The 25,181-nt window shown below is 68.6% G+C and carries 22 protein-coding genes; 19 read left to right on the top strand and 3 right to left on the bottom strand.

What is annotated here, in order from left to right; translation table 11 throughout:
• The first annotated feature begins 11 nt into the window (after window positions 1-11).
• Genes QX204_RS12300 through QX204_RS12290 form a run of 3 tightly spaced genes read left to right on the top strand, consistent with a single transcriptional unit; the run spans window position 12 to window position 3,193 of the window.
• The gene (locus QX204_RS12300) at window positions 12-632 is read left to right on the top strand and encodes a TetR/AcrR family transcriptional regulator (RefSeq protein WP_301906836.1); all 621 of its coding nucleotides are present in this window, start codon (window positions 12-14) and stop codon (window positions 630-632) included.
• Window positions 633-635: 3 nt separating this feature from the next.
• Window positions 636-1,565: an ABC transporter ATP-binding protein gene (locus tag QX204_RS12295; RefSeq protein WP_301906835.1), complete on the top strand. Its 930-nt coding sequence runs from the start codon at window positions 636-638 to the stop codon at window positions 1,563-1,565.
• The gene (locus QX204_RS12290; RefSeq protein WP_301906834.1) at window positions 1,562-3,193 is read left to right on the top strand and encodes an ABC transporter permease; all 1,632 of its coding nucleotides are present in this window, start codon (window positions 1,562-1,564) and stop codon (window positions 3,191-3,193) included. Before QX204_RS12295 ends, QX204_RS12290 begins: the two co-directional genes overlap by 4 nt.
• 56 nt (window positions 3,194-3,249) lie before the next feature.
• Here QX204_RS12290 and QX204_RS12285 read toward each other — a convergent pair whose 3' ends face one another.
• Complete coding sequence (locus QX204_RS12285) at window positions 3,250-4,749, bottom strand: sugar transferase (protein ID WP_301906833.1); 1,500 nt, start codon at window positions 4,747-4,749, stop codon at window positions 3,250-3,252.
• A gap of 484 nt (window positions 4,750-5,233) precedes the next feature.
• Here QX204_RS12285 and QX204_RS12280 point away from each other — a divergent pair, with 484 nt between their 5' ends.
• From QX204_RS12280 to QX204_RS12265, 4 genes are read left to right on the top strand one after another with little or no spacing between them, the layout of a single operon-like run.
• Entirely contained in the window at window positions 5,234-6,499 is a 1,266-nt protein-coding gene (locus tag QX204_RS12280; RefSeq protein WP_301906832.1) for a class I SAM-dependent methyltransferase, read from the top strand.
• 8 nt (window positions 6,500-6,507) lie between these two features.
• Window positions 6,508-7,284, top strand: a complete 777-nt coding sequence (locus QX204_RS12275) for a glycosyltransferase family protein (RefSeq protein WP_301907980.1) — start codon at window positions 6,508-6,510, stop codon at window positions 7,282-7,284.
• Complete coding sequence (locus QX204_RS12270) at window positions 7,269-7,931, top strand: PIG-L deacetylase family protein (RefSeq protein WP_301906831.1); 663 nt, start codon at window positions 7,269-7,271, stop codon at window positions 7,929-7,931. The genes QX204_RS12275 and QX204_RS12270 overlap by 16 nt, the downstream gene beginning before the upstream one ends.
• A 2-nt stretch (window positions 7,932-7,933) precedes the next feature.
• Complete coding sequence (locus QX204_RS12265; RefSeq protein WP_301907979.1) at window positions 7,934-8,968, top strand: NAD-dependent epimerase/dehydratase family protein; 1,035 nt, start codon at window positions 7,934-7,936, stop codon at window positions 8,966-8,968.
• On the opposite strand, the gene rfbC is transcribed toward QX204_RS12265, so the two are convergent.
• On the bottom strand, window positions 8,946-9,509 hold the full coding sequence (gene rfbC, locus QX204_RS12260; protein WP_301906830.1) for a dTDP-4-dehydrorhamnose 3,5-epimerase: 564 nt from the start codon (window positions 9,507-9,509) through the stop codon (window positions 8,946-8,948). The two genes, QX204_RS12265 and rfbC, sit on opposite strands and share 23 nt — an antisense overlap.
• Before the next feature lie 14 nt (window positions 9,510-9,523).
• Here rfbC and QX204_RS12255 point away from each other — a divergent pair, with 14 nt between their 5' ends.
• Both QX204_RS12255 and QX204_RS12250 read left to right on the top strand, forming a co-directional pair.
• Entirely contained in the window at window positions 9,524-10,612 is a 1,089-nt protein-coding gene (locus tag QX204_RS12255; protein ID WP_301906829.1) for a class I SAM-dependent methyltransferase, read from the top strand.
• Between the two features lie 227 nt (window positions 10,613-10,839).
• Window positions 10,840-11,460, top strand: a complete 621-nt coding sequence (locus QX204_RS12250) for an MspA family porin (RefSeq protein WP_301906828.1) — start codon at window positions 10,840-10,842, stop codon at window positions 11,458-11,460.
• Between the two features lie 66 nt (window positions 11,461-11,526).
• Here QX204_RS12250 and QX204_RS12245 read toward each other — a convergent pair whose 3' ends face one another.
• Window positions 11,527-12,363: a glycosyltransferase family 2 protein gene (locus tag QX204_RS12245; RefSeq protein WP_301906827.1), complete on the bottom strand. Its 837-nt coding sequence runs from the start codon at window positions 12,361-12,363 to the stop codon at window positions 11,527-11,529.
• 221 nt (window positions 12,364-12,584) lie between these two features.
• On the opposite strand from QX204_RS12245, the gene QX204_RS12240 reads away from it, so the two are divergent.
• The 10 genes from QX204_RS12240 to QX204_RS12195 all read left to right on the top strand — a co-directional run bounded on the left by QX204_RS12240 (window position 12,585) and on the right by QX204_RS12195 (window position 24,928).
• Window positions 12,585-13,646, top strand: coding sequence for a glycosyltransferase family 4 protein (locus QX204_RS12240; RefSeq protein ID WP_301906826.1), 1,062 nt, complete (start codon window positions 12,585-12,587; stop codon window positions 13,644-13,646).
• Window positions 13,643-14,779 (top strand): glycosyltransferase family 4 protein, encoded by a 1,137-nt coding sequence (locus QX204_RS12235; protein WP_301906825.1) that lies wholly within the window; start codon window positions 13,643-13,645, stop codon window positions 14,777-14,779. Before QX204_RS12240 ends, QX204_RS12235 begins: the two co-directional genes overlap by 4 nt.
• Window positions 14,780-14,900: 121 nt before the next feature.
• Window positions 14,901-16,166: an oligosaccharide flippase family protein gene (locus QX204_RS12230; protein WP_301907978.1), complete on the top strand. Its 1,266-nt coding sequence runs from the start codon at window positions 14,901-14,903 to the stop codon at window positions 16,164-16,166.
• Window positions 16,163-17,179 carry a CgeB family protein gene (locus QX204_RS12225; protein WP_301906824.1) on the top strand — a complete coding sequence of 339 codons (1,017 nt, stop codon included), beginning with the start codon at window positions 16,163-16,165 and terminating at the stop codon, window positions 17,177-17,179. Before QX204_RS12230 ends, QX204_RS12225 begins: the two co-directional genes overlap by 4 nt.
• Window positions 17,176-18,522 carry a hypothetical protein gene (locus tag QX204_RS12220; protein WP_301907977.1) on the top strand — a complete coding sequence of 449 codons (1,347 nt, stop codon included), beginning with the start codon at window positions 17,176-17,178 and terminating at the stop codon, window positions 18,520-18,522. Before QX204_RS12225 ends, QX204_RS12220 begins: the two co-directional genes overlap by 4 nt.
• Entirely contained in the window at window positions 18,513-19,793 is a 1,281-nt protein-coding gene (locus tag QX204_RS12215) for a Wzz/FepE/Etk N-terminal domain-containing protein (RefSeq protein WP_301906823.1), read from the top strand. The genes QX204_RS12220 and QX204_RS12215 overlap by 10 nt, the downstream gene beginning before the upstream one ends.
• Window positions 19,790-21,148 carry a glycosyl hydrolase family 28-related protein gene (locus QX204_RS12210; RefSeq protein ID WP_301906822.1) on the top strand — a complete coding sequence of 453 codons (1,359 nt, stop codon included), beginning with the start codon at window positions 19,790-19,792 and terminating at the stop codon, window positions 21,146-21,148. Before QX204_RS12215 ends, QX204_RS12210 begins: the two co-directional genes overlap by 4 nt.
• Window positions 21,145-22,482, top strand: a complete 1,338-nt coding sequence (locus tag QX204_RS12205) for a GNAT family N-acetyltransferase (protein ID WP_301906821.1) — start codon at window positions 21,145-21,147, stop codon at window positions 22,480-22,482. The genes QX204_RS12210 and QX204_RS12205 overlap by 4 nt, the downstream gene beginning before the upstream one ends.
• A complete protein-coding gene (locus tag QX204_RS12200) occupies window positions 22,479-23,819 on the top strand; it encodes a glutamate-1-semialdehyde 2,1-aminomutase (protein WP_301906820.1) in 1,341 nt (446 codons plus the stop codon). The genes QX204_RS12205 and QX204_RS12200 overlap by 4 nt, the downstream gene beginning before the upstream one ends.
• Entirely contained in the window at window positions 23,816-24,928 is a 1,113-nt protein-coding gene (locus tag QX204_RS12195) for a glycosyltransferase (protein WP_301906819.1), read from the top strand. Before QX204_RS12200 ends, QX204_RS12195 begins: the two co-directional genes overlap by 4 nt.
• Window positions 24,929-25,181 lie beyond the last annotated feature (253 nt).

Genomic DNA, 25,181 nt, shown 5'->3' with positions numbered 1-25,181 from the left:
ACATATTGAACATGCGTTCAGCCGACCTCACCACCGCCGCCAGGATTCGCGATGCCGCGATCGAATTGTTCGGTGAGCAGGGGTTCGGCGTCGGCGTTCGGGCCATCGCCGCCGCGGCCGGGGTCTCGCCCGGGCTGGTGAACCATCACTTCGGATCCAAGGACGGACTGCGTGCGGTCTGCGACGATCGTGTGCTCGAGATCATCCGCGACGAGAAGCTGCGCGCGATCCAGGCGCCCGGTCCCGCGGGGATCTTGAACGCGATGGCCGAGATCGAGATGTACGCGCCCCTGGTGGCCTACATCCTGCGCAGCTTCCAGGCAGGCGGTCCGCTGTCGGAGTCTTTGCTCGAGCACATGATCACCGACGCGGAGCAGTACATGCAGACCGCCGTCGACGAGGGCAAGGCCAAGCCGAGTCGCGACCACGCGGCCCGCGCTCGCTACATCGTGCTCTGCCATGTCGGCGCGATGAACCTCTATCTCCAGATGCGCATGCAGCGTGAAGGAAAACTCGATTACCGCAAGGCGATCCGTGAGCTGTCCGACGAGATCACCTTCCCGGCGCTCGAGCTCTACACCCAAGGATTACTCACCGATTCCACCATGCTCGACACCCTTTTCGAGGAGTAGACGATGCCCTCCCCCACCGACGACCGGGTCATCGATGTCGCGGACCTGCGCAAGAGGTTCGGCCGCTTCACCGCGCTCGACGGACTCGACCTCCATGTCGCGACCGGCGAAATCCACGGTTTCCTCGGTCCCAACGGCTCAGGCAAGTCCACCACCATCCGCATCCTGCTCGGCGTACTGCGCGCGACCGGTGGCCGAGCCACGGTCTTCGGCCGTGATCCGTGGACCGATGCGGTGGCCCTGCATCGCCGGATCGCCTACGTCCCAGGCGATGTCACCCTGTGGCCGTCGCTGTCGGGGGGCGAGACGATCGATCTCCTCGCCCGCATGCGCGGGGGTCTTGACCGGTCACGTCGCGGTGAGCTGATCGAACGCTTCGAGCTGGACCCGACCAAGAAGGCGCGTACCTACTCCAAGGGCAACCGGCAGAAAATCGCACTGGTGTCGGCCTTTTCGGCGAATGCGGACCTGTTGATCCTCGACGAACCGACCTCGGGTCTCGACCCGCTCATGGAACAGGTCTTCCAGGACTGTGTGCGCGAGGCCGCGGCCCGTGGTGCGACGGTGCTGCTGTCGAGCCACATCCTGTCCGAGGTCGAGCACCTGTGTGACCGGGTCACGATCATCCGGACCGGTCGAACCGTCGAATCCGGATCGCTGAACGACCTTCGCCACCTGAGCCGCACCGCCATCACCGCGGACCTGATCGGCGATCCCGGCGATCTGAGCGCGATGCCCGGCGTCGGCGATGTCGAGCAAGACGGTTCGACGCTGCGCTGCCAGGTCGACGCCGAACACCTCGGCGCGCTGATCCGGGTACTCGGTGACGCGGGCGTGCGCAGCCTGACCAGTGCGCCGCCGACGCTGGAGGATCTGTTCTTGCGCCACTATCACGTCGACAACGCCGAGACCGCGGAGAAGGTGCGGGCATGACCACCACCGCCGCTGTCCCCCGTTTCACCGCGACCTCGCGCACCGCGGGCGAATTCGCCGGCACCGGTCAGATGTTGCGCCTGTATCTGCGCCGCGATCGAGTGGTCGCCCCGCTGTGGTCGCTGTTGATCGGGCTGATGCCCGCACTACAGATCGTCTCGATCAAGGACATCTACACCACCGGAGAACAACTCGACAACTTCGCGGCGACCACGGCGGCGAGTCCGGCGCTGATCGCCATGTACGGACCGGTTTTCAGTTCGGCGCTGGGTTCCATCGGCACCTGGAAGGCCGGGGCGATGTACGCGATGATCGCGATCGCCGCGGTCCTCACGGTCATCCGCCACACCAGGGTGGAGGAGGAGACCGGGCGCGCGGAACTGGTGGGCGCCACCAGCATCGGCCGGTTCGCCGGCCTCACCGGAGCACTCCTGCTCACCTACGGTGCGTCGGTCGTCGCCGGAATCGCTTGCGCGGCTTCACTGATGGCTACCGATCTGCCCGCCGCGGGCTCGGTGGCCTTCGGCGCCGCGCTGGCCGCGTCCGGTGTGGTCTGGGGTGCGGTGGCCGCTGTCGCCGCGCAGGTCAGCACCGGCGCCCGGCTCGCCCGTGGCATCGCGCTCGGAGCGTTGGGCGCGGCGTTCGCGGTGCGTGCGGTCGGCGACGCGGGAAACGGTGTGCTGTCGTGGTTCTCGCCGCTGGGTTGGTGCCTGCAGATCCGCCCGTTCGCCGACGAACGCTGGTGGGTGCTGGTGCCGTTGGCCGCTCTCGGCGCCGGCGCCACCCTGCTCGCCTACCGGTTGCTGCGGACCCGCGATATCGGTGCGGGCCTACTGGCCGAGCGCCCCGGACCGGCCGTCGGCGGTACCGCGCTGTCGGGTCCGGTGGGGCTGGCCTGGCGATTGCAGCGCGGTTCGCTGATCGCCTGGACGACCGGTTTCACCCTGTACGGCCTGCTCATCGGTGGCGCGGTGAACAGTATCGGCGGCATGCTCGACGACAGCGGCACCCTGCAGGACGTGGTCACCTCGCTGGGCGGGTCGGCGGATCTGGAGAAGTCGTTCATCGCCTATGCCGTCACGATGCTCGCCGCCGCGGCCGCCGCCTACTCGGTGTCAGCGGTGTTGCGGCTGCACGAGGAGGAGAACACCGGCCGCGCCGAGACGGTTCTGGCCGGCGCGGTGGGGCGCGTGCGTTTCGCGGCAGGCCACCTGCTGTTCGCGATCGGCGGACCCGCCGTGGCTCTGCTGGCGGCGGGCCTGGCCATCGGAGTCGTCTGGGGTGCCACCGATGGCGATCTGCCCGGCAAAGTCAGCGAATCCGTGGGCGCGGTCGCGGTCCAGCTTCCCGCGGTCTGGGTGATCACCGCTGTCGCGATGCTGTTGTTCGGCGCCCTGCCCAAGTACGCGGCGCTCGCCTGGGGCGTACTGAGCGCGATGATCGTGATCTTCCTGCTGGGCTCGCTGGGCAGCTTCCCCCAGTGGATTCTGGATCTGGTTCCCTTCATCCACCCGCCCAAGCTGCCGGGCGCGGCGTTCGACATCGTGCCGATCGCCTACCTGGTTGCCCTCGCGGGAGCGGGAATCCTGGTGGGGCTCATGGCTTTCCGTCGCCGGGACCTGCGCTGACGGTGGGGCTGGACCGATAGCGAATCGGGGTGGTGAGTCGACTCACCACCCCGTTTTCAGTACGCGCCGTCGCCGCGGGTGACCACGCCGATGGTGCGCGCGATCAACGCCAGATCCAGCACCATCGACCAGTTCTCGACATAGGACAGGTCCAGCCGCACCGAATCCTCGGGTGACAGATCCGACCGACCGCTGACCTGCCACAACCCGGTGACGCCCGGTTTCACCAGCAGTCGCCTTCGCATCTCCCCGTCGTAGCTGTCGACTTCACGTTGCACCTGCGGCCGCGGCCCGACGACGCTCATCTCACCGCGCAGCACATTGAAGAACTGCGGCAACTCGTCGAGGCTGTACTTGCGCAGGAACCGACCCACCGAGGTCACCCGCGGATCGTCTTTGACCTTGAAGAACAACGGATTTCCGCCGTGGTGGTCGATGAGCGCCTCCACCGCGCTGTCGGCATCGACGAGCATGCTGCGGAACTTGATCATCCGGAACGGAATACCGTCGCGCCCGATCCGTTCCGACAGGTAGAACACCGGTCCCGCACTCGTCACCTTCACAGCGATCGCGATAGCGGCCAGGGTCGGCGCGATGAATACCAACACGATCGCGGCGAAGCACAGGTCGAACAGCGCTTTCCGACTCGATTTCGCTCGTCCGTACCGCGGCGGGTCGATGTGCAGCATCGGCATGCCCGCGACGATCCGGTTGGTCAGCCGCACGCCCGCGATGTCGACGACACCGGGCGCCACGATCAGATCGACGCCGAGCGGATCCAAGGCCCAGGCCATCCGCCGCAATTCGGCGGGTCCGAGATGATCGGTCGCGGCCACCGCCACCGAATCGGCGCCACTGCGGCGCACTGCCTCCAGTACCGAGCGATCGTCCCCGAGCACCAACGGACTGTCGGTCGTATCGAATTGTGCGCCGAGAGCTCCCGCGGGCACGCACACGCCGACCACGCGGTAGCCGGAACCGGGATCGCCGCTGAACGCCGACGCCATCGCGTGCGCGGCCTCCGGCGAACCGACCACCAATACGGCGGTGTGGCACCGGCCCTGCGCGCGCCACCGACGCAACCGCCACCGCCACGCCAAGCGCCCCACCACGAGCGCGAGCAGCCCGGCGGGCAACGCGATCGCGAGATAGCCGCGCGCGACCTCCACCCGGAACAGCAGCGCCAGGATCGCCAGCACACCGAACAGGCGCAGCGTCGCCGACACGAGCCTGCGGAATTCCTCACTGCCGGTACCGACCACCTGCGGCGTACGAGTGCCGTACCCGTGCAGCAGCGCCAGCCAGCCGACAGCCAAGGCCAGCGACACCACGGAGTAGCCGACCTCGTAGGACAGGGGCCAGGCCAACGGCGGCGCGGCGGGCCCACCGAAGCGGATCACCTGCGCTGCCCCGACCGCGCCGAATACCGCCACCACATCGGTCACAGCCAACCGCTGGACCAACGCGGTCTGCCAACTCTCACGCTGCGTACGGCGCAGCACCTGGACACCGTTGACAACATCGACGTCGCCACTACCAGTGAGCTCGTAGCTCATGAACCCACACCTCCCCTTCGGGAGACGAATCGTTTCCCGATCCCCGTCGACCGGAAAGCGGCCGTTGAGGCCGTCCTACTTCCCGTCGATTCGATACCCGCCAGCTGATTGTTACAGAGCCCCACCAGGCATTCTTGTCGAAGTCTCACCGCCACAACGGGTTCCAAAAGTTAGCCACGCCACGGCGCAATCGGACAGCTATCACCGAATTGCTATCGCCTTTCGATATGAATGCAGGAAAATCACTTTCACAAGTGATCGGCATCACAGAGGAGTGAGGAATGGTCGCCCTCGCCAGCAATTTGCCGACGCCGGAACGACCTGGTCGAACTCCGAAAATTACCACGAATCTATTTCTGTCCCGGATGTTTCGGGACGCCCCTTCGGGCCCGCTGTAACGTCTGCACCTGTCTATCCGACTTCCGGCATGACCGGCATGAGCCGTGACAGCTTGGGTGATCGTGCAAGAAGGTGTGGGCTCCACGTGCAATGTCGACTCTGTGATTCCGAACAGCTCACGAGTGTCCTCGACCTGGGTGCCACCCCGCCGTGCGAGAGCTTCCTCGCCGTCGAGCAACTCGACCTGCCGGAGTCGACGTACCCGCTGCACCTTCGCCTGTGCGAGGACTGCCTGCTGTTGCAGATCCCGGCGCTGATCACCCCCGAGGACACCTTCACCGAGTACGCGTACTTCTCCTCGTTCTCCGACAGCTGGGTCCGCCACGCCGAGCAGTTCGTCACCACCACCGCCGAGCGGCTCGATCTCGGCCCCGATTCGTTCGTCGTCGAGGTGGCCAGCAACGACGGCTACCTGTTGCGCCACGCGGTCGCCCGCGGCATCCGCTGCCTGGGCATCGAGCCGTCGGTCAATGTCGGCCGCGCGGCCCGCGAGGCCGGCGTGCCGACGGAAACAGCCTTCCTGGAACAGGATTCGGCCGCACGGGTCCGCGCCGAGCACGGTCCGGCCGATCTGGTGGTCGCCAACAATGTCTACGCCCACGTGCCCGACCTGCGCGGGTTCACCCACGCGCTGCGCACCCTGCTCAGCGACGACGGCTGGTGCAGCATCGAGGTGCACCACGCGCTGAACCTGGTCCAGCTCGGCCAGTTCGACACCATCTATCACGAACATTTCCAGTACTACACCGTCCACTCCGCGCAGCGCGCGCTGGCGATCGCGGGCCTGACCGTGGTCGATGTGGAACTGCTCGACACCCACGGCGGCTCGATCCGGCTGTGGGCACGCCCCGACGCCGTCGCCGAACCGACCGCCCGGGTCGGCGAGGTCCTCGACCTCGAGCGGGCGGCGGGCCTGCACGAGCCCGCCGGATACACCGCGCTCGGCGCCCGTGCCGAATCGGTCCGCCACGAGCTGCTGCGTTTCCTGCTCGACTGCCGCGCGGCGGGCAAGCGGGTCGTCGGCTACGGCGCGCCGGGCAAGGGCAACACCCTGCTCAACTACTGCGGCATCCGACCCGACCTGCTCGAGTACACCGTGGACCGCAATCCCTACAAGCACGGCCGCTACACCCCCGGCACCCGGATCCCGATCCATCCGCCCGAGCGCATCGACGCCGACGAACCCGATGTGGTGCTCGTGCTGCCGTGGAATCTGGAAACCGAGATCACCGCCCAGCTCAGCCACGTCGGCCGGTGGGGCGGCGAACTGATCTATCCGCTGCCGGTGCTGCATCGCGGCACCATAATCAGTGAACCGGCCACGGCCGGCGCACACTCCGAAGGAAAGTGAACGAACCGATGAAGGTCGTCCTGTTCTGCGGCGGATACGGCATGCGCATGCGCGGCGGATCCGACGACGTCGTCCCCAAGCCGATGCAGTTGGTCGGCCCACGCCCACTGCTGTGGCACGTGATGCGCTACTACGCGCACTACGGCCACAAGGAATTCGTGCTGTGCCTGGGCTACGGCGCCGAACACATCAAGAACTTCTTTCTCACCTACCAGGAGTCGGCGTCCAACGACTTCGTGATCCGCAACGGTGAAGTGGAGCTGCTGGGCAGCGACATCAGCGACTGGTCGATCACCTTCGTCGACACCGGCGTCGAATCGGCGATCGGGGAACGACTGCGACGCGTGCGCGAGCACCTCGACGGTGACGAGTATTTCCTGGCCAACTACGCCGACGTGCTCACCGACGCCCCGCTCGACACCATGATCGACCGCTTCCACGCCTCGGGTGCTGCCGCGTCGATGATGGTGGTGCCGCCGCAGTCCTCGTTCCACTGCGTGGACATCTCCCCCACCGGCGAGGTGAAGGACATCGTGCCGGTGGCGCAGATGCCCCTGTGGGAGAACGGCGGCTACTTCGTACTCAGCCAGGAGATCTTCGATCTCCTGCCGCCCGGCGGCGATCTGGTGGCCGACGCGTGCGGCGCGCTCGCCGGGCAGGGCAGGCTCTTCGGGTATCAGCACATGGGCTTCTGGAAGCCTGCCGACACCTTCAAGGAACGCGCCGAGCTCGACGACGCCTACCGCAACGGCACCCGGCCGTGGATGGTGTGGGACCGGCCGTGATCGGGCTGTTCACCCGCCCACCACGCCGGATCGCGCTGCTCGGCGCGCACTGCGACGACATCGCGATCGGGATGGGGGCGACACTGCTCGCGCTCACCGGCGCCGATCCCGAGGTCCAGGTGCGGGCCCTGGTGCTCTCCGGCGGCGGCACCGGCCGTGAGTACGAGGAACGTGCGGCGCTGACCGCCTTCTGCTCGGGCACCGAGCCGCAGCTACACGTTCTCGATGTGCCCGACGGCCGCGCACCGGCGCACTGGGACCGGATCAAGAACGCACTCGCGGACTTTCGTCGCGGCGGCGAACCCGACGTGGTGTTCGCGCCGCATCGTGGCGACGCCCATCAGGACCATCGCCTGCTCGCCGAACTGGTGCCTACCGAGTTCCGCGATCACCTGACCCTGGGCTACGAAATCCTCAAATGGGAGACAGACACCCCTACTCCCACGCTCTACCACCCGTTGAGTCATGAACTGGCACAACAGAAGTCGCGACTTTTGCACGAGCACTATCCGTCGCAGACGGGCCGCGACTGGTTCGACGAACAGGCCTTCCTCGGGCTGGCCCGGATGCGTGGGGTGCAGTGCCACGCACCGTACGCCGAGGCGTTCGTGCTCGACAAAGCGATCATCAGATGGGAACAGACGTGAACATGCGGGTACTGGTCACCGGGCACCAGGGCTATCTCGGCACCGTGATGGTGCCGGTGCTGCGGGCGGCGGGCCACCAGGTCACCGGCCTGGACATCGGCTACTTCGCCGACTGCGTGCTCGGTGAGTTCGCCGGCGACCCCGAAGGTTTGGCGGTGGACCTGCGCGAGGTGACCGTCGAGCAGCTGCGCGGTTTCGACGCGGTGATCCATCTTGCCGCGTTGTCGAACGATCCCCTCGGCGCCCTCGCGCCGGAGATCACCTACGACATCAACCATCACGCGTCGGTGCGTCTGGCCCGCCTCGCCAAGGAGGCCGGGGTCTCGCGGTTCCTCTACGCCTCGACCTGCTCGGTCTACGGCGCCGCCGGTGCCGAACTCGTCACCGAGGACGCCCCGCTACGGCCCATCACCCCGTACGCCGAGAGCAAGGTCCGCGTCGAAGACGATGTGGCCGCCCTCGCCGACGACGATTTCGTGCCGGTGTTCCTGCGCAACGCCACGGCTTTCGGTTTCTCGCCGCGACTGCGGGCCGATATCGTGCTCAACAATCTGGTCGGCTACGCGGTACTCACCGGCGAGGTCAAGGTGCTCTCCGACGGCACCCCGTGGCGCCCCCTGGTCCACGCCGCGGACATCGCCACCGCGTTCGCCACCTGCCTCACCGCCCCCGCCGCGGATGTCTCGTGCCGGGCGTTCAATATCGGCACCGAGGTCAACAACCTGACCGTCGCCGAGATCGCCGCCTCGGTCGTCGAGGCGGTACCCGGCTCGCGTCTGCTGATCACCGGCGAGAGCGGCGCGGACCCGCGGTCCTACCGGGTCGATTTCTCCTACGCGCGTGAGGTTCTCGGCTTCGAGGCACAGTGGACGGTGCCCGCGGGCGCGGCCGAGCTGTTCACCGAGTACACCGCGCGCGGGCTCACCTCGGACGCGTTCTTCCGGCGATTCACCCGACTGCCGCATCTGCAGGGCCTGTGCGACTCCGGGGTGCTCGACGCACAGCTGCGCCGGATCAGTGCGTCGGCGTCAGCGTAGCCAGCAGCGCGGGCCAGCTCCCCGCCCGCGCGTCGCGCGCGGAGACCGGGCCGACGGGCAGCGGCCAATCGATGGCCAACTCGGGGTCGTCGTAGGCGACCCCGAGGTCCTCGGTGGGATCGTGCGGGCGGTCGATGCGATAGCAGACGTCGGCGATCTCGGTGAGCGCCTGGAATCCGTGCAGGAAACCCGGCGGCACGTACAGGTGGTGGAACTGTTCGTCGTCGAGCCGAAACGCTTGACGCGCACCGAAAGTCGGCGAACCAGGCCGGATGTCGACGAGCACGTCGTGGACGGCGCCGTGCGCGCACCGCACCAGCTTGGCCTCACCGCGCCCGCCGCGACCGTGCATGCCACGGATCACCCCGCGCACCGACCGCGACTGCGAATCCTGCACGAAGGTCGCCGCCGCGCCCGGCACCCCGAGATGGGCGTCGAACTCGTCCGCGTCGAACGTGCGGGTGAACAGTCCACGCTCGTCCCGGAACGGTTCGGGAACGAGTACCACCACGTCGGCCAATTCGGTCCGCTCGATACGCACGGGGATATCCTGCCATGACCCGCCGATGCCGCGGCTGCGCGAAGACCGCGCTCACTCCCGTTCTCGACCTGGGATCGGTTCCGGCGGCGGACCACTTTCCGCCACGTGACGCTCCGGTCGCCGACATCGAATGCGGCCATCCGCTGCGAATGGACCAGTGCGCGGCCTGCGGGCTGGCCCAACTCGCCGACGACGACACCGTCACGGCCGAACCCCGCGGCGTCGAACCGCAGGCACTGCGCGACCAAGCCGACCACGCAGTGCGCCTGGTGCACGCCGCCGGACTCTTGCGCGGTTCGACCGTCACCGAATTCGGCAGCCCGCACGGTGGCACCTGGCTGCCCCTGCTCGCCGCCCACGGCTTCACCGAGAAGACCAGCGGACCGGCCGATGTGGTGCTCGACTGCTTCGGCATCATGCACGAACCCGATCAGCGGGCGGCCTTCGCGGCACGTGCCGCGGCGACGGCTCCCGATGGCGTGCTGCTGGTGCAGTACCACTCTCTGGCCGCCATCGTCGCGCAGGGGCAGTGGAATGCGTTGCGGCACGGGCACTTCGCGTACTACTCCCTGGACACCCTGCGCACGCTGCTGCGTGCCGCGGGAATGAGCGTGGTCACCGCGTGGGCGTTCGACCTCTACGGCGGGACCGTGCTGCTCGCGGTGCGCCACGGCGAGCACACTCCGGATAGCACCGTCGAGGAACTGCTCGCGACCGAAGCCGATGCGCTCGGCTCCATCGCCGAGCTGCAACACACGGTCGACCGCCACGTCCACGCCCTGCGCGCGTGGTTGGAAGACAACGCCGCACACCATCATCGGGTTTTCGCCTACGGCGCCGCGTCCCGGGCGGTCGCCCTGCTGAGCATGGCGGGCGCGCACCGCGGTCTGCTCGCCGGTGTCGCCGATGCCTCGCCCGGTAAGCAGGGCCGTCGGATGCCCGGCACCGATGTGCCCATCATCTCCCCCGCCGCCCTGGTCGCCGCCGAGCCCGACCTCGTGCTGCTGACGCTGCCGGACCTGTTCGCCGAAGTGAGCGCGGGGCTGCCCACACTCGACGGCCGGTGGATGATCGACGACCCGGCGGGCCCACGTCGGCGATAGACGCCCTCGGCGACTGTGTCATAGGTGACCCTGTGGCGATCGGCACATGATCGGATGGCGTGGGATACTCGGATCGCCCAGCGCCGCACCATGATCGAGTTCAGGTCACCGCTGGACCGTCGCAGTGTCGCGGTGGGCCGGTGCCCGGATCGCAGGGGGCTGCGGCGTCGAACGCACCGTTCGGCGGGCGAGTATCCAGGGGAAGAATTCTGATGAGGGGAACCACCGTGCTTGCACCGCGCGCGCTCCGGATGGTCGCGATGGCATCGGCCATCGCGGTCGGTCTGGTCATGGGAGCGGGCGCTGCCGCTGCCGGAATCGACAGCAGCAGCATCGTTCTCGACGGCAGGAACCGCACCGTCGAAGCTGTCCAGTCCGATACCCGGATCGACTTCGTCGCACCATTGGACGGCAATCCGCTCACCCGCGAGTGGTTCCACAGCGGCGCGGCCTCCTACCTGGTCACCGGCCCCGAGGCCGAGGCCTGGTCCGGCCATCTCATCGTGGGCTACCAGGTCGGCTACCCCGCCACCCTCGACGGCAGGATCAAGTTCGAGTGGTCGACCCCGAGCCTGGGCCTCGAGGTCGGCGCCGAGGGGCCCACCGTCAAGCTCGACGGCCTCATCCCGCGCGCGGGCATCGAACTCGCCGCGGGCTTCGGCCCCGGCATCCAGGAGGTCGAGGTCGCCGGTGGCGAAATCTCCGGAGCCGAAGGCGTGCTGCGTCTTTCGGGCTTCCACGGCACCGTCACCGGTGTGCTCGGCCAGACCAACATCCGCCCGTTCGTGAAGATCGTCGGCTCCACCGGCGACACCGTCGTCACCTACGGCAAGACCTTCTCGATCTGATCGGCGTCACCCCGGCGGGCCGTCACCCGTCGGGGCGCCGAGACCTGACCGGCCGGAGCCGTGGCCTCATTCGCCCGGGCGCACCGCGCCGACCGCGCCCAGTGTCCGCACCCGCACGCGCTCCATGATCTGCCCGACCAGGCGCAGGTCCCCGGTGAGTACATCGGCACGCGTCACCAATTCGGGGTGATCGTCGACGAGGCGATGGTGGAAGCGGTACATGTCGGTGAGCTTGGACTTGGTGGTAGTGCGGCTGCACAGGTTGAACGAGGAGTTGCGCCACGCGGCGACGATCCGTTCCATCCCGACGAAGTGACCGCCGGTGGCGACGCGGGCGAAGAGGTCGACATCCATCGGGAACACCAGGTCGGGGCGCAGACCGCCCACGCGCCGGTAGTCGGCCAGCCGGAACATGGCCGCGGCCGTCGGCCCGAACTCGGCCGGACCGCGACGCACGATGACCTTGGCCAGTTCCCGTGGCGTGCGGCGGCCGAGCAGACCCGGCAGACCGAGGTCGCTCTCGAGCAAGTCGCCCTGCTCATCGATCACATCGAAGCGTCCCGCGCAGATCGCGACCGACGAGTCGGCCATCAGCGCCCACTGTTCGGTCAGCGCGCCGGGGCGCAGGATGTCGTCGGCGCAGACCACTTTCACCAGTTCACCGGAGGCGGCCCGGATCACCCGATCCCAATTGGCCCCGATGGGCAACACCGACTCGTTGCGCAGCACCCGCACGCGGGGATCGCCGGTGGACCGGGCGATCTCGCCGGTGCGGTCGGCGCTGGCGTTGTCGAGGACGAGCAGTTCGAAGTCGGCGTCCTCGGCGAGCACCGATTCCAGGGTCACCGCGAGCGTCCGCTCGGCGTCGTAGGCAGGCACACACACCGTCAACGCGGAAACCATCGTCGCACTCCCTGTCACCGGGTGATGCCCTGTTGCACTCCCGCCTTCCCCGGTGAGGAATCTACCCCACCCCCTGACTGTGTGCCGCCCGGTGGGCCCGAACGTGGTTACTCCCCTACACTGTGGGCCGATAGCGAATTCGCCGGTCGGGATGCACTTCGCGGGACACATGATGAAGGGTGCGGAGGTTGACGACTGCGACCGCAACGGTTGGTGTGCACATGACCGGATCGGAATGGTTCGGTGCCACTCCGGGCGGCCTCAACCGGTATTTCACCGATCTGTATCGAGCACTCGCACAGCAGCCGGAGATGGCGGTGACCGCGGCCGCGTTCGGCACCGCCGACCACGCGGGCGCCGGATCGTGGGGACCGACGGGCGGTTCCACACTGCACCGCACCCGCACCGCGCTGCTCGCCCGCTCCGAACTCGCCCCGGGCACCGTGCTGGACCGGCACTTCTGCCTCTACGGCCCCCTCGCCCGGACCGCGACGTCGAAGCTTCCGCTCGTGGTCCACTTCCACGGACCGTGGGCGCAGGAGAGCGCGATGGCGGGCGAATCAGCCCGTGCCGTGCGAGCCAAGTACCTGTTCGAACGACTGCGCTACCGCGGCGCCGACCGATTCGTCGTGCTGTCGGGCCACTTCCGTGACGTGCTCGAGCGCGACTACCACGTGCCCGCCGACCGGATCTCGGTCATTCCGCCCGGCGTCGATCTCGACCGATTCCACGCCGCGCCGCTCGACACCACCGCCGCCACCCGGACCGTGTTGTGCGTGCGCAGGCTCGAGCGGCGCATGGGCATCGACGTGTTGTTGCGAGCATGGCCGCAGGTTTCGGCCGCCCATCCCGATGCCCGACTCGTCGTCGTCGGCACCGGTACCGCCGAAGCGGAGCTGCGGGCCGCGGCGGCCGAGCTCGGGGGCACCGTCGAGTTCACCGGCCGGGTCGGCGACGACGAACTCACCGACCTCTACGCCGAGGCCACGGTCTCTGTCGTCCCGACCGTCGCGTTGGAGGGCTTCGGGCTGATCGCCCTGGAATCCCTGGCGGCCGGGCGGGCCCCGATCGTCACCGACTGTGGCGGATTGCCCGACGCCGTGCGCGGCCTCGACCCCACCCTCGTCGTCCCCGCGGGCGAGCCCGACGCGCTCGCCGCCCGGCTCGTCACCGCGCTGGACGGCACAGTGCCCGACCCGGCCGCCTGCCGCGCGCACGCGCAGACCTTCACCTGGGACATCGCCGCCGACCGCCACGCTGCGCTCTATCGGGACCTGCTGTGAGCCGAGCTGTCTTTCTCGCACACACCGCGGCACCGTCCGGCGCCGAACTGGCCACCCTGCGGCTGCTCGATGCCTTACGCGCGACGGGCCGCTATCAGGTCACCATGATCTACACCGAGGACGGACCGATGGTGGCCCGGATGCGGGCACGCGAGATCGAGACCCGAGTCGTCACGGGACGATTCGACTCGCGCGCCATGCGTATCGGCACCGGTGTGCTCGGACTGCTCACCGGCTTCCTCGCCCTGCTGCGGTTGGGCTGGGCGGTCGGGGCGGTGGTCGCCGAGACCCGCGCCGATGTCGTCGTCGCCGAGAGCACCAAGGCACTGGTCCTCGGCGCTGTCGCCGCCCGTCGCGCGCGTGTTCCGCTGGTGTGGCAGGTCCACGACCGTGTATCCCCCGACTACTTCGGCCGGATTCCGGCCCTGGCGATCCGGGTGCTGGCCTGGCTCGTGTGCCGCGGACAGCTGGCCAACAGTCGCGCGACCGCCGCGACCCTGCCCGCTGGACTGTCTACCGCGATCGCCTATCCCGGCGTCGAACTGCCCGCGACACCAGCGGATCCGCGCACCCGCTCGGCCGCGGAGGCGGTGGTGGTCGTCGTCGGCAGACTCAGTCCGTGGAAAGGCCAGGACATCTTCCTGCGCGCGATCGCCGCGCTGCGGGTGCAACCTGCCCGGGTGGTTCTGGTGGGCGGTACGTTCTTCGGCGAGCAACCGTATCGCGCACAGCTGGAGAAGCTCGCGGCCGAGTTGGGTGTGGCCGCCGAATTCACCGGCCACGTCGACGATCCCGCCGAATACCTCGCCATCGCGGACGTTCTCGTGCACTGCTCGGTGCTGCCGGAGCCCTTCGGGCAGGTCGTCGTCGAGGGCATGGCCGCGGGCTGCGCGGTGGTCGCGGCGACACCGGGCGGTCCCGCCGAGATCATCGAGACCGGGGTCGACGGCCTGCTCGTCCCCGGTGGCGACGTGGGCGCTCTCACCGCCGCGCTGGACACCCTCCTCCACGACCCCGCCGAGCGTGCCCGCCTGGCACTGGCGGGCCGCGACCGCGCACGCGATTTCGACATCCACACCAGTGCCCGCTCCGTCGCCGACTTCCTCGACACCATGGTGACCCGCGGTGACTGAGCACGATCGCTATCTGGCCACCGTCACCACCGACGTCTTCCCGCACGTGCAGCCGCTCCCCCGCGACAACGGCGCGCCTCGCAGACCAGAGGGCGAACCCGGGTCCGACGAGGGCAACAACATCAAGTCCAGCCCGCTGGCTGTGCTGCGCGACATCGGGTTCGTCAGCTTCGGCAAGTACGGGCAGTATCTGGTCACCTTCATCACGGTGCCGCTGATCGCCCGAGTGCTCGGCGCGCACGGTCTCGGGCTCCTCGCGATGGCGATGTCGGCCTATTTCATCGGTTCGCTGATCGTCGACCTCGGCATCACCTCGTTCATGGCCGCACGGGTGCCCGATGCCGAGGACAACCGCGGTGCCGGGACACGGTTCGCGGCCGTCAACCAGCTGCGCGGCGACTACCTCGCGGTCCGGCTGAGCCTGTTGCTGATACTCGGGGTCGCGCTCGGCGTAGGCCTGGTGTTCGGCGTCCCCGAACCGGTGCAGATGATCCTGCTCGGTTTGTTCGCGGGCGGGTTCTGGTCGATGTCGGAGGACTGGCTGCTGATCGGGCAGGGCCGTTTCGGCGCGTCGACGGTCTATCAGGGCATCGGGCGGCTCGGCTATCTCGCCCTGCTGGTCGGTGTACTGCCACGGCTGCCGAGCGCTCAGGTAGCGGTGTTGTGCCTGCTGGTGTCGTCGGTGCCCACGGTCGTGGCCACCTGGATCGACACCTCCCGGCGGTACGGCCGGCCGTCGCGACCACGCGATGTCGGTGAGTTGCTCCGCACGGGCGCGCCGGTTTTCGCCTCCCGCTTGCTGATCACCACCTACGGCCAGGGTGCCGCCGCGATCTATTCGGTGGTGCTCAACGCGGCCGCCCTCGGCCTGTACTCCGCGGGCGATCGCCTCGTGCGGGCCCTGCAATCGCTGCTCGACCCCATCGGCTTCGCCCTGCTGCCGCGCCTGGCGCGACGCAGTTCCGACGGCAACTTCTGGCGTGACAGCGTGCGGGTTCTCGCGGCCTGCGTCGCGCTGGCCGCACTGGTGAGCGCGCTGGTGTGGGTCACAGCGCCCTTCCTGATCGAAGTGATCTTCGGCACCGAATTCCTCGGCGCGACCTCACTGTTGCGGATCGAGATCCTGATCCTGCCCGCCACCACCGTCACCTCGTTCGTCACCACCGCGATCCTGCCGGTCCGCCAGGACACCTTCGGTGTGCTCACCGGCGCGGTGATCGGCACGGTGATCGCGGCCTGCGCGCTCGGGCTGACCTTCCGCACCCACTCGGTTCACACCCTCGTCTACGGCAGCGTGCTGGTCGAATACACCGTCGCCGCCTGGTATCTCGCGCGGGTCAGGATGCTGGTCCTGCGCGACCGGCGCGACAAGGACGATCACCCATGAGAATTCTCTTCATCGGCGACGACTGGCTCGGCAGCAACGCCCGTTCGCTGGCCGACGGTTTCCGTCAGGCCGGCCACGATGTACTCGTCGTCGACTCGACCGCGATCACGCTGCCGACCCGTTTGTCTCCGCCCTGGATCTATGCCAAAGCGCGCAAGGAACGGGCGCCGTGGCAGGTGCGCGCATTACACGAGCGAATCGAACGTAGCGCCGAGGCCTTCGATCCCGATATGGTCTTCGTGTTCAAGGGAATCCATCTCGACCAGCGCAGATTGCTCGATCTGCCTGCCGCGCTGCACGTGCATTACAGCGCCGACGATGTGGCGAACCCGGAAAATCTCACCTCCTCCTACCTCGCGCACGAATCCGAGTGGGACCTCGTGGTCACCACCAAGCGCCACAATGTGCCCGAGTTGCGGGCGCGCGGGGCCCGCGCCGTCGGTTTCGTTCGCAGTGCCTACGATCCGGCCTGGCATCACCGGACCGCCCGCCGCGACGGGCGTGACTACCTGGTCGGCTTCATCGGTGTGTGCCGTCCCGACCGCCGAGCCGCGATGGTCGAACTGGCCGGACGCTACGGCGATCGCATGCTGGTCCGTGGGCCCGGTTGGCGCCGGGTACCCGAACTGCGCGCCACCGGCGCCCACGTGGGCGGCGCGGTCTACGGCGCCCAGTATTCGGCCGCGGTGGCCCAGGTCGGCGCGAACCTGGTGCTGCTGAACTCCGACAACCGCGACACCCACACCTGCCGCACGTTCGAAGTGCCTGCCGCCGGTGGCCTGTTCGTCGGCGAACGCACCGACGAGCACGCCGAGTTGCTCGACGACGCCACCGAGTGCTTCCTGTTCTCCGACACCGACGAACTCCACGACATCCTCGACCGCTGCGCGGCGGAACCGGACAGGGTCGCCGCGGTGGCCGACGCCGGACACCGCCGCGTGGTGGCCGACGGGCACCGCTACGTGGATCGGGCGCGCGAGATCGTCGCGCGGGCGCAGGAGGTCAGGTCCTGACCGGCTCCGCCACCGTCGCCGCTGTCGCCGCCGCGCTGTTCGTCATCGCGGTCGCCGCCCTCTGGGTGCCCGGCGTCGCCCGAGTGTTCCTCATCGCGCAGGCCGTGTTCTGGTCGCTGTCGTATGTGGCTCGACCGTTGGTGCTGCTCGCGGTGCGGCCCGAACCCCACTTCGGTGACAATGTGCCCGATCCGCGTCTGGCCGATCTCGGCTACGACCGGGGAATCGCGCTGGCCTTGCACCATGTCGTATTCGGACTGTGGGTGTACGCGGCGCTGGTCGTCGCCTACGCGATCTGGTCACATCGTCGGCCGCCGCGCCGCGCCGCCGCCCTCGACGATCCGGATTTCGTGCCCGCGCTGGTCGCGTTGTACGTGCTCGGTATGCTCGGGCGAGCGGCGGGCACCGCGTCCGGATCGGCGGGCACCGCAGGCGAGGTCGACAGTGCCAACCCGATGCTGGCGTTTCTCGCGGTCCCGGCCTCGATCGCCGCGATCGGCCTGATCATCTTCCTGCGACCACCCGACCCGCGCCGCAGCGCGGTCATCCTCGGTGCGCTGTTGGCCGGTGAGCTGTGGTGGTCGTCGGTGGTGCAGTCCAAGACCCCGATCCTGGGCGCCGCCCTGGCACTGGCCATCCGGTTCTCGATGATCGGCTGGAACCGGCGCACCGCCCTCGGTGTCGCGGGCATCGGGGTGGTCGGGGTGATCGGCTTCGGCTGGCTGCAGTCGTTCAAGTCCACCGGCACCGCGGCACGCGATGCGGCGTCGGTGGATTCGATCTACCCGGAGAACGTGCAACCGTTCCTGAGCATCCTGCGCCGGTTCGATCTGCTCGAGGCCGCGACCGACGCGCTGTTCTACGGGCCCGGCGGCTGGCTGACACCGGCCGAGGTGGCTCAACACGCGAGCCTGAGCCTCATCCCCGCACCGCTGCTGGGGCTCGAGAAGTTCCAGTCCGGGACGGCATGGGCGAACGAGGTGCGCGGCGCCTCGGTGGACATGAGCACCGTGACGGTCTCGCTCGCCGAGGGAAATTTCAACGAGGGCTACGTGCTCGGCGGCTACACCGGGGTCGTCGTGTGCGCGGTGTTCACCTTCGCGCTGCTGGTGGCCTGGTCGTATTCGCTGTATTCGCGATGGTTTCCGGTGATCGTGCTCGGCTTGGCGATCACCGGCGCCTCGACACTGTTCGAGCGCGGGATTCTCGGCAGCATGGAGAATCTGGGCAAATTCGTGCAGACCGCCGTCCTGGCGTGGCTGGTGTATCTGGTCGTCGAGGAGTTCCGGCGCACCGAATCATGTGTGGTATCAGGGGAAATGGAGTCCCAGCGATGGGTTTGATCGATATCTGGCGCATCGTACGACAGCGGTGGCTGTTGATCGTGGGTGTCGTGCTGGTGTGCACGGCGGCCGCGTGGACTTACGCGCAGACGCTGCCCAACACCTACGCGGCGTCGAGTTCGATGTATGTGTCGATGGCCACGGGCACCTCGGTGAACGACTCGTATCAGGGTGGGTTGGCCGCGCAGCAGCGCGTGCGGTCCTATCTCGATCTGGCGGCCTCGACGACGGTCGCGGCGCGCGTGGTCGACGAGAAGGGATTGAAGGTCACCCCGGAGGAGATGCGCGCGCGGATCACCGCCAGTTCACCGCCCGCGACCTCGGTCATCGTGATCTCGGTGCAGGATTCGACACCGACCGGCGCCCGCGATCTCACGGATGCGGCGGTGGCGCAGTTCCGCAAGCTCATCGACGAACTCGAGTCCATCCAGCGCGACGCGGCACCGGCCGCGCGGGTCGCCGTGGTCGACCGGGCGCAGGTGCCGAGCGCACCGCTGGGACCGCCGCCGGGCCGGATCGTGCTGCTGGGTCTGATCGCCGGGCTCGCCCTCGGTGGCGGCGCGGCGCTGGTGCGCGAGCGCACCGACCGTTCGCTGCGGACCCCGGATGCGGTGGCGGCGGCGCTGCCCGTTCCGGTGCTGGGCGTGATCGAAGCGGGTGAGCCCGCTGCCGCGGGTGAGACGCGGCGGTTGCGCAGCCGGTTGCTGCAGCACGACCCCGCGAAGTCGGTGCAGTTGACGAGCCTGTCGACGCGGTCGGAGCCGGATGTGGCGATGGCACTTGCCCGTTCGCTGTCCGACAGTGGACAGCACGTGGCGCTCGTCGACGCCGACACCAGTGGTGGCGGCAGCACCGAGTTCATCACCAGCGACAGCCCGGGGCTGGCGGCGGTGCTGCGCGGCACCCTGCCCGCCGCCAAGGCGCTGACGCCGTGGTCGGAGACCGGGATCGCGTTCCTGCCGCTCGGCGCGGCCGATCAGCTGACCCCCGACCTGCTCGTGTCGGCGCGCTTCGCTGACCTGCTCACCGACCTGACGTCGCGTTTCGACCATGTCATCGTGGAGACCGCACCGGTCACCGTCGCCGCGGACGCGATCGGCGTGGCCCCGCTGTGTGATGCCACGGTCGGCGTCGTCGAGCTCGGTGCGCTGTCCGCGCCCCGATTGCGCGGCGCGCTCGCGACTCTCGGCGCCGCGAAACTCACCGGAGCGGTGGTGTACAGCAGACCGTCGGCTCCTCTGGCCCGTTTCCTGGAACGGTTGCCCCTGTGAACGAGGAATCAGTGGGGCGGCGGCGTCTGCTCGCCGCCACCTTCGGCGCGGCGGCAGTGCTGCCGCTGGCCGCGGCGTGTGCCGCCGACCCGGAACCGAGTGCCGAGTTCCGTTCACCGCACGTCAGCGATACCCCCGCGGCGCGCAACGTCCGCGACTTCGGGGCGGTCGGCGACGGTAAGGCCGACGACACCGCCGCCATCGCCGCGGCGGTGGCCGCCACGGATCGACCGATGGTGTTGTACCTGCCCGCGGGCACCTACCGCGTCCGGTCGTGGCCCGCGATGCCCGACTACGCCACGGTGCTCGGCGACGGTGGAGACGCCAGCGTCGTGTTCTGCGAGGAGGATGTGACGCTGATCCGGTTGGAGCAGCGCAACCGGGTTCGCTTCGCCCGCATCGGCTTCTATCTCACCGGGCCGCGCGCCACCGGATTCGTGCTCTCGGAATGCTTCCGCTGCTCGTTCGACAGTGTCGTGATCCGCGGAAATCATCTCAGCGACAACCACCCTCGATTCCTCGCCCAGCGCGGTATCGTGCTGGATCGCAATACCGGTGGCACCGCGTTCATCAACTGCGATATCAACAATTTCGGGGTCGGCCTGGAAACCCAATGCATCCAGAACTACGTCACCTCATCGAAATTCACGAGCAATTACGTCGGCGTGCTCGGCACCGGCAACGACCACAATGCCGGATTGGCCTTGACCAACGTGGAATTCGTTTCCGATCGTGATCCGCGCACCACCGATCGCCATCTCATGGTCGACGGCGCGGCCAACGATTGGTGGCTCACCAATATCTGGTTCGAGGGCGCCGATATCGCGGTCTCGGTCGGGACCCGAGGCAAGGGCGGACCCGCCCAGTTCGGCATGGTCAATTGCAAAGTGGCGGCCCGTTCGGTCGGAGTCGATCTCGCTTACTGCAGGCAGCCGTATCTGGCGAATGTGGTCTTCGATCAGGAATCCGATCGTCCCGCCGTCGAATTGCGCATCGACCCCACCGACTGCGCCGAAGGCACCGCGATCAATCTCATCTCCGGTTCCGCCGAGGACCTGCGCGCCGGGGTGTTTCCCGACGGATGGCAGGTGATCGGGCGAAGCGGGATGCGTACCTCGCGCTTCACCGGCACGGTGATCACCAGGGCCGGACACGGCGACGCCGATCTGTTCCAGGCACAGGGCAACGACGGATCGGTCCGGTCGGCCGTCTTGTCCAGCGGCGCTTGGCTATCCGATCACTCCGACGCCGGACTCGTCCTCAAGGACCCCGGGGGCGGTTACTGGCGGTTGGCCGTCGGTACCGACGGCGCGCTACGCACCGTGGCAATGGGCAAACAACGGCCACGACAATGAGTTCGTCCTATGCCTCGGTTGTCCTGGGACCGGTGCGTCTGCGCGGTGTCACGGTCCGGCTGCGACCACCGGCTTTCGGCGATTTCGCCGAGTGGCGACGTATTCGGCTGCGTGATCGCGCCTGTCTCGAACCGTTCTGGTTTCGTTCGTCGCTGACCTGGGAGCAGCGCCACACCGCGACCCGCTGGGTGCGTGAATGCCTCACCACCCGAGCCGAAGCCGAGGCCGGGCGACGGGTGAGTACGGTGCTCGAGATCGACGGCAGGTTCGCCGGGCAGATCGAGCTGGTCGGTATCGACTCCGGTGCCGCCGAGCTCAGTGTGTGGGTCGACGCCGAGGTCGCCCGACGCGGTGCCAGCGGGCTCGCCGGGTCGATGCTGCTCGACTTCGGATTCGGCACCGCGGGCCTGGAGCGGATCACCGCGCCGATCGCCGTCACCAATGCCGGTGCGCGGCGCGCGGTCCGGCAGCGCTGGACCATGGAGGCGGTGATGGCGGGATACTTCGACATCGGGAGCGGCCGCGTCGACCACGAGCTGTGGTCGGTGACCAGCGATCGGATACCCGCGGGCGGGTTCGCCACCGACTGGCTCAACGGCTATCTCGCCAACCACCCCGCGGTCGAGGGCCCTGCCGACACCACCGGCTCGTCGACCGGTGTCGCGGTATCGAGGTACACGATTCTGCGGGCCCGCACACGCTACTGCCTCGGCACACTGCGGCACCTGGCCGACCCGTTGTGTTCCGCCACCGCCGCAACGGCGCGTGCGCAGCACGGTTCTGTGACGATACGACCATGGCGCAGTGGCGATTTCAGGCGCCGCCGGGCCGCGCGGATCGCCGCTCGGCCGCTGCTCGCGCCGGCGACACCGCCCGAGGACTGGGCCCGGCTGCACACCCGGCGGGAGTGGTGGCGCGCCAGGGCGGCTTCGCGCAGGGGCCTTCGCAGCAAGCACGGCGCGGTCCTGGTCGTCGAGGAATCCGGCCGCTACGTCGGCGAGTGCCGCCTGTTCGACCAGGACATGTTCGATCGCAATGTCCGTGCCGCCGTGTGGGTTTCACCGCAGGCCGCCCCGGAGGTCGCGGTCGGCGCGTTACGTCTGCTGATCGGGCACGCCACCGAGCGGCTCGGCATCTGGCGGGTGGCGCTGGCCGTTCCGTCGACCGACCACGCGGGTGCGGCGGTCGCTCTCGACGCGGGTCTGCGCCACGAGGGCACCATGCACCGCTACCCCGGTGTCGACGGCGAACTCAGCGATCACGAGCTGTGGGCGTTCAGCACCACCCACACCACCGCGGCGTGCGCCCTCGGCGCCGGAGGGGAACACTCATGACAGCCCACCACGGTTTCGATCGCAGCAACGAGCTGCAAGCGCGCCTGCACGATCTGGTTCCCGGCGGTGCGCACACCTACGCCCGCGGCGCCGACCAATACCCCGAGTCCATGGCGCCGATCCTGGTGCGCGGCAGCGGCGCTCACGTCTGGGATGCCGATGGCAATCGATACGTCGAGTACGGGATGGGCCTGCGCGCGGTGACGCTGGGCCACGGCTACGCGCCCGTGCTCGCCGCGGTGTCGCAGGTGATCGGCGACGGCGTGAGCTTCAGCAGGCCCACCGAACTGGAACTACTCGCCGCGCAGGACTTCCTGTCGCTCGTGCCGGGGGCCGACATGGTGAAATTCGCCAAGAACGGCTCCGACGCCACGACCGCCGCGGTCCGCCTGTCCAGAGCGGTGACCGGCCGCACCACCATCGCCGTCTGCGATCAACCGTTCTTCTCCGTCGACGACTGGTTCATCGGCACCACCGAGATGGCGGGCGGCATCCCCGCCGTCGACGTCGTGAAGTTCGCGTACAACGATCTCGACGACCTCGCGGCGACGCTGGCGCAAGGCCGCGTGGCCGCGGTGTTCCTGGAGGCCGCGACCGCGATGGCCGAACCACTGCCGGGCTATCTGGAAGGCGTTCGCGCACTGTGTGATCGGTACGGCACGCTGCTCGTGTTCGACGAGATGATCACCGGCTTCCGCTGGTCGGTCGGCGGTGCCCAAGCTGTCTATGGCGTGACGCCCGACCTGTCGTGCTGGGGCAAGGCGATGGGCAACGGCTTCCCGATCTCCGCGCTCGCGGGCAAGCGCGAGTACATGGAGCGAGGCGGGCTGCGCACCGAGGAAGATCGCGTCTTCCTGCTCTCGACGACGCACGGTCCGGAAACGTCCGCACTGGCCGCGTTCCGGGCGGTGGTGCACGCCTACCGCACCGAGGACCCCGTCGGGCGGATGGAACAGGCGGGCCGCGCCCTGGCCGACGGCGTGAACTCGGTCGCCGCCGACCTCGGCATCGCCGATTTCCTCCAGGTGCGAGGCAGGCCGTCGTGCCTCATCTACCGCACCCTGGATGCCGAAGGTGCTCCCTCACAAGCATTTCGGACTCTGTTCCTGCAGGAACTACTGGTCCGTGGCGTCCTCGGCCAGTCGTTCGTCACCTCCGCCGCCCACGACTCGCAGGCGATCGCCACGACCGTCGCCGCCTGCGCCGAGGCGGCCGAGGTCTATCGCCGGGCGATCGAGCGCGGCACCGTCGACGGGTTGCTACGTGGCCGTCCGGTCGCCCCCGCACTGCGTCGCACCGCGGCGCCCCGACAAATCGAAGCGAGCACCCTCCGATGACCCGTGTCGCCATCGTCCACGAACGTTTCACCGAGTTCGGCGGCTCCGAGGCCGTCGTCGGCGAGTTCGTCGAAACCTGGCCCGATGCCGAGGTCTTCGCGCCGATCGTCGCACCGGGTGGTCTGCGTGAGCCGGTGCGCACCGTCCACGACACCTGGCTGAGCAAGGCGCACACCTACACCGGCGGCAGGCACGCTCCTCTGCTGCCGCTGGTCCCCCGCGCGTTGCGTCGCCTGCCGTTGCGCGACTTCGATGTCGTCGTGATCAGCCATCACGCCTTCGCCACCCAGGCCGCCCTGGCCACCGACGCGCCCGTCATCGCCTACGTGCACTCCCCCGCCCGCTGGGCCTGGGATCGGGAGTTCCGCGCGCAGGAGGCAGGCGGCCGGGTCGGCCAACTCGCCCTCGGCGCGCTGGGCACCCTGGCTCGACGCGGCGAACTGCGGGCCGCGCCGAGACTGACGCACGTCATCGCCAACTCGCACGCGGTCGCCGAACGGGTCACCGACTGGTGGGGCCTGCCCGCCTCGGTGGTCAATCCGCCCGTGCAGGTCGACCGCTTCACCCCCGATCCCACGGTGGAGCGCGAGGACTTCTTCCTGTGCGCGGGCAGGCTGGTGCCGTACAAGCGCGCCGACCTCGCCATTCGCGCCGCGCAGCGGGCCGGGGTTCGACTGGTCGTCCTCGGCGAGGGCCGCTTCCGCGCCCAGCTCGACGAGATCGCCGGATCGGAGACGACCTTTCTCGGCGCCACCTCCGGCGAGATGCTGCAGGACATGTACCGGCGCTGCCAGGCCGTGCTGATGCCGGGCATCGAGGACTTCGGCATCGTTCCGGTGGAGGCGATGGCCTGCGGCACGCCCGTGCTCGCGGTCGGCACGGGCGGAGCCCTCGACACGGTGCGCCCCGGCGTCACCGGCGAATACGTCCCGGCGGGCTCCGATGCGGATGTCGTCGCGGCATTGGCCGAGGTCATGCGCGAATTCCGTTCGGCGGCCTACGATCCCGCCAAGATCCGCGAGCACGCCATCACCTTCGCCCCCGAGGTGTTCCGCACCAGGATCGCGGGCACCGTCGATGACGTCCTGGCGGACCGGCTGCGGGGGTAGCGACAAGTTGTCTGAAACTGTCAGTTACTGAAAATATCTGTCACACATACCCTTTGACCTGCGGCGACAGGTGACAATTCCCACACGGTGATACCACGCCATTCGCTTGCCCGTCTAGGTTACTGGCGAGTACGGTAGGCGTAGCCGGGACGACGATGTGCCCGGTTTCTCTCCAGCCACTGAGCTGCTGGACCTCAACCGTTGATTTCGCATTCACCGCCGCATGCCGATCACTGTTGCGCGACACCGTGTT

This window comes from Nocardia sp. PE-7, assembly GCF_030486425.1.
Lineage (GTDB): Bacteria > Actinomycetota > Actinomycetes > Mycobacteriales > Mycobacteriaceae > Nocardia > Nocardia salmonicida_A.
Note: the sequence above shows the minus strand (reverse complement) of the source record. Positions and strands in the feature narration are given on the sequence as shown.

Bases quoted from the DNA above. Each gene is read 5' to 3' on its own strand.
- QX204_RS12300 (WP_301906836.1), top strand. From the start codon at position 12: ATGCGTTCAGCCGACCTCACCACCGCCGCCAGGATTCGCGATGCCGCG.
- QX204_RS12295 (WP_301906835.1), top strand. From the start codon at position 636: ATGCCCTCCCCCACCGACGACCGGGTCATCGATGTCGCGGACCTGCGC.
- QX204_RS12290 (WP_301906834.1), top strand. From the start codon at position 1,562: ATGACCACCACCGCCGCTGTCCCCCGTTTCACCGCGACCTCGCGCACC.
- QX204_RS12285 (WP_301906833.1), bottom strand. From the start codon at position 4,749: ATGAGCTACGAGCTCACTGGTAGTGGCGACGTCGATGTTGTCAACGGT.
- QX204_RS12275 (WP_301907980.1), top strand. From the start codon at position 6,508: ATGAAGGTCGTCCTGTTCTGCGGCGGATACGGCATGCGCATGCGCGGC.
- QX204_RS12265 (WP_301907979.1), top strand. From the start codon at position 7,934: ATGCGGGTACTGGTCACCGGGCACCAGGGCTATCTCGGCACCGTGATG.
- QX204_RS12255 (WP_301906829.1), top strand. From the start codon at position 9,524: ATGACCCGCCGATGCCGCGGCTGCGCGAAGACCGCGCTCACTCCCGTT.
- QX204_RS12245 (WP_301906827.1), bottom strand. From the start codon at position 12,363: ATGGTTTCCGCGTTGACGGTGTGTGTGCCTGCCTACGACGCCGAGCGG.
- QX204_RS12240 (WP_301906826.1), top strand. From the start codon at position 12,585: ATGACCGGATCGGAATGGTTCGGTGCCACTCCGGGCGGCCTCAACCGG.
- QX204_RS12225 (WP_301906824.1), top strand. From the start codon at position 16,163: ATGAGAATTCTCTTCATCGGCGACGACTGGCTCGGCAGCAACGCCCGT.
- QX204_RS12215 (WP_301906823.1), top strand. From the start codon at position 18,513: ATGGGTTTGATCGATATCTGGCGCATCGTACGACAGCGGTGGCTGTTG.
- QX204_RS12205 (WP_301906821.1), top strand. From the start codon at position 21,145: ATGAGTTCGTCCTATGCCTCGGTTGTCCTGGGACCGGTGCGTCTGCGC.
- QX204_RS12200 (WP_301906820.1), top strand. From the start codon at position 22,479: ATGACAGCCCACCACGGTTTCGATCGCAGCAACGAGCTGCAAGCGCGC.
- QX204_RS12195 (WP_301906819.1), top strand. From the start codon at position 23,816: ATGACCCGTGTCGCCATCGTCCACGAACGTTTCACCGAGTTCGGCGGC.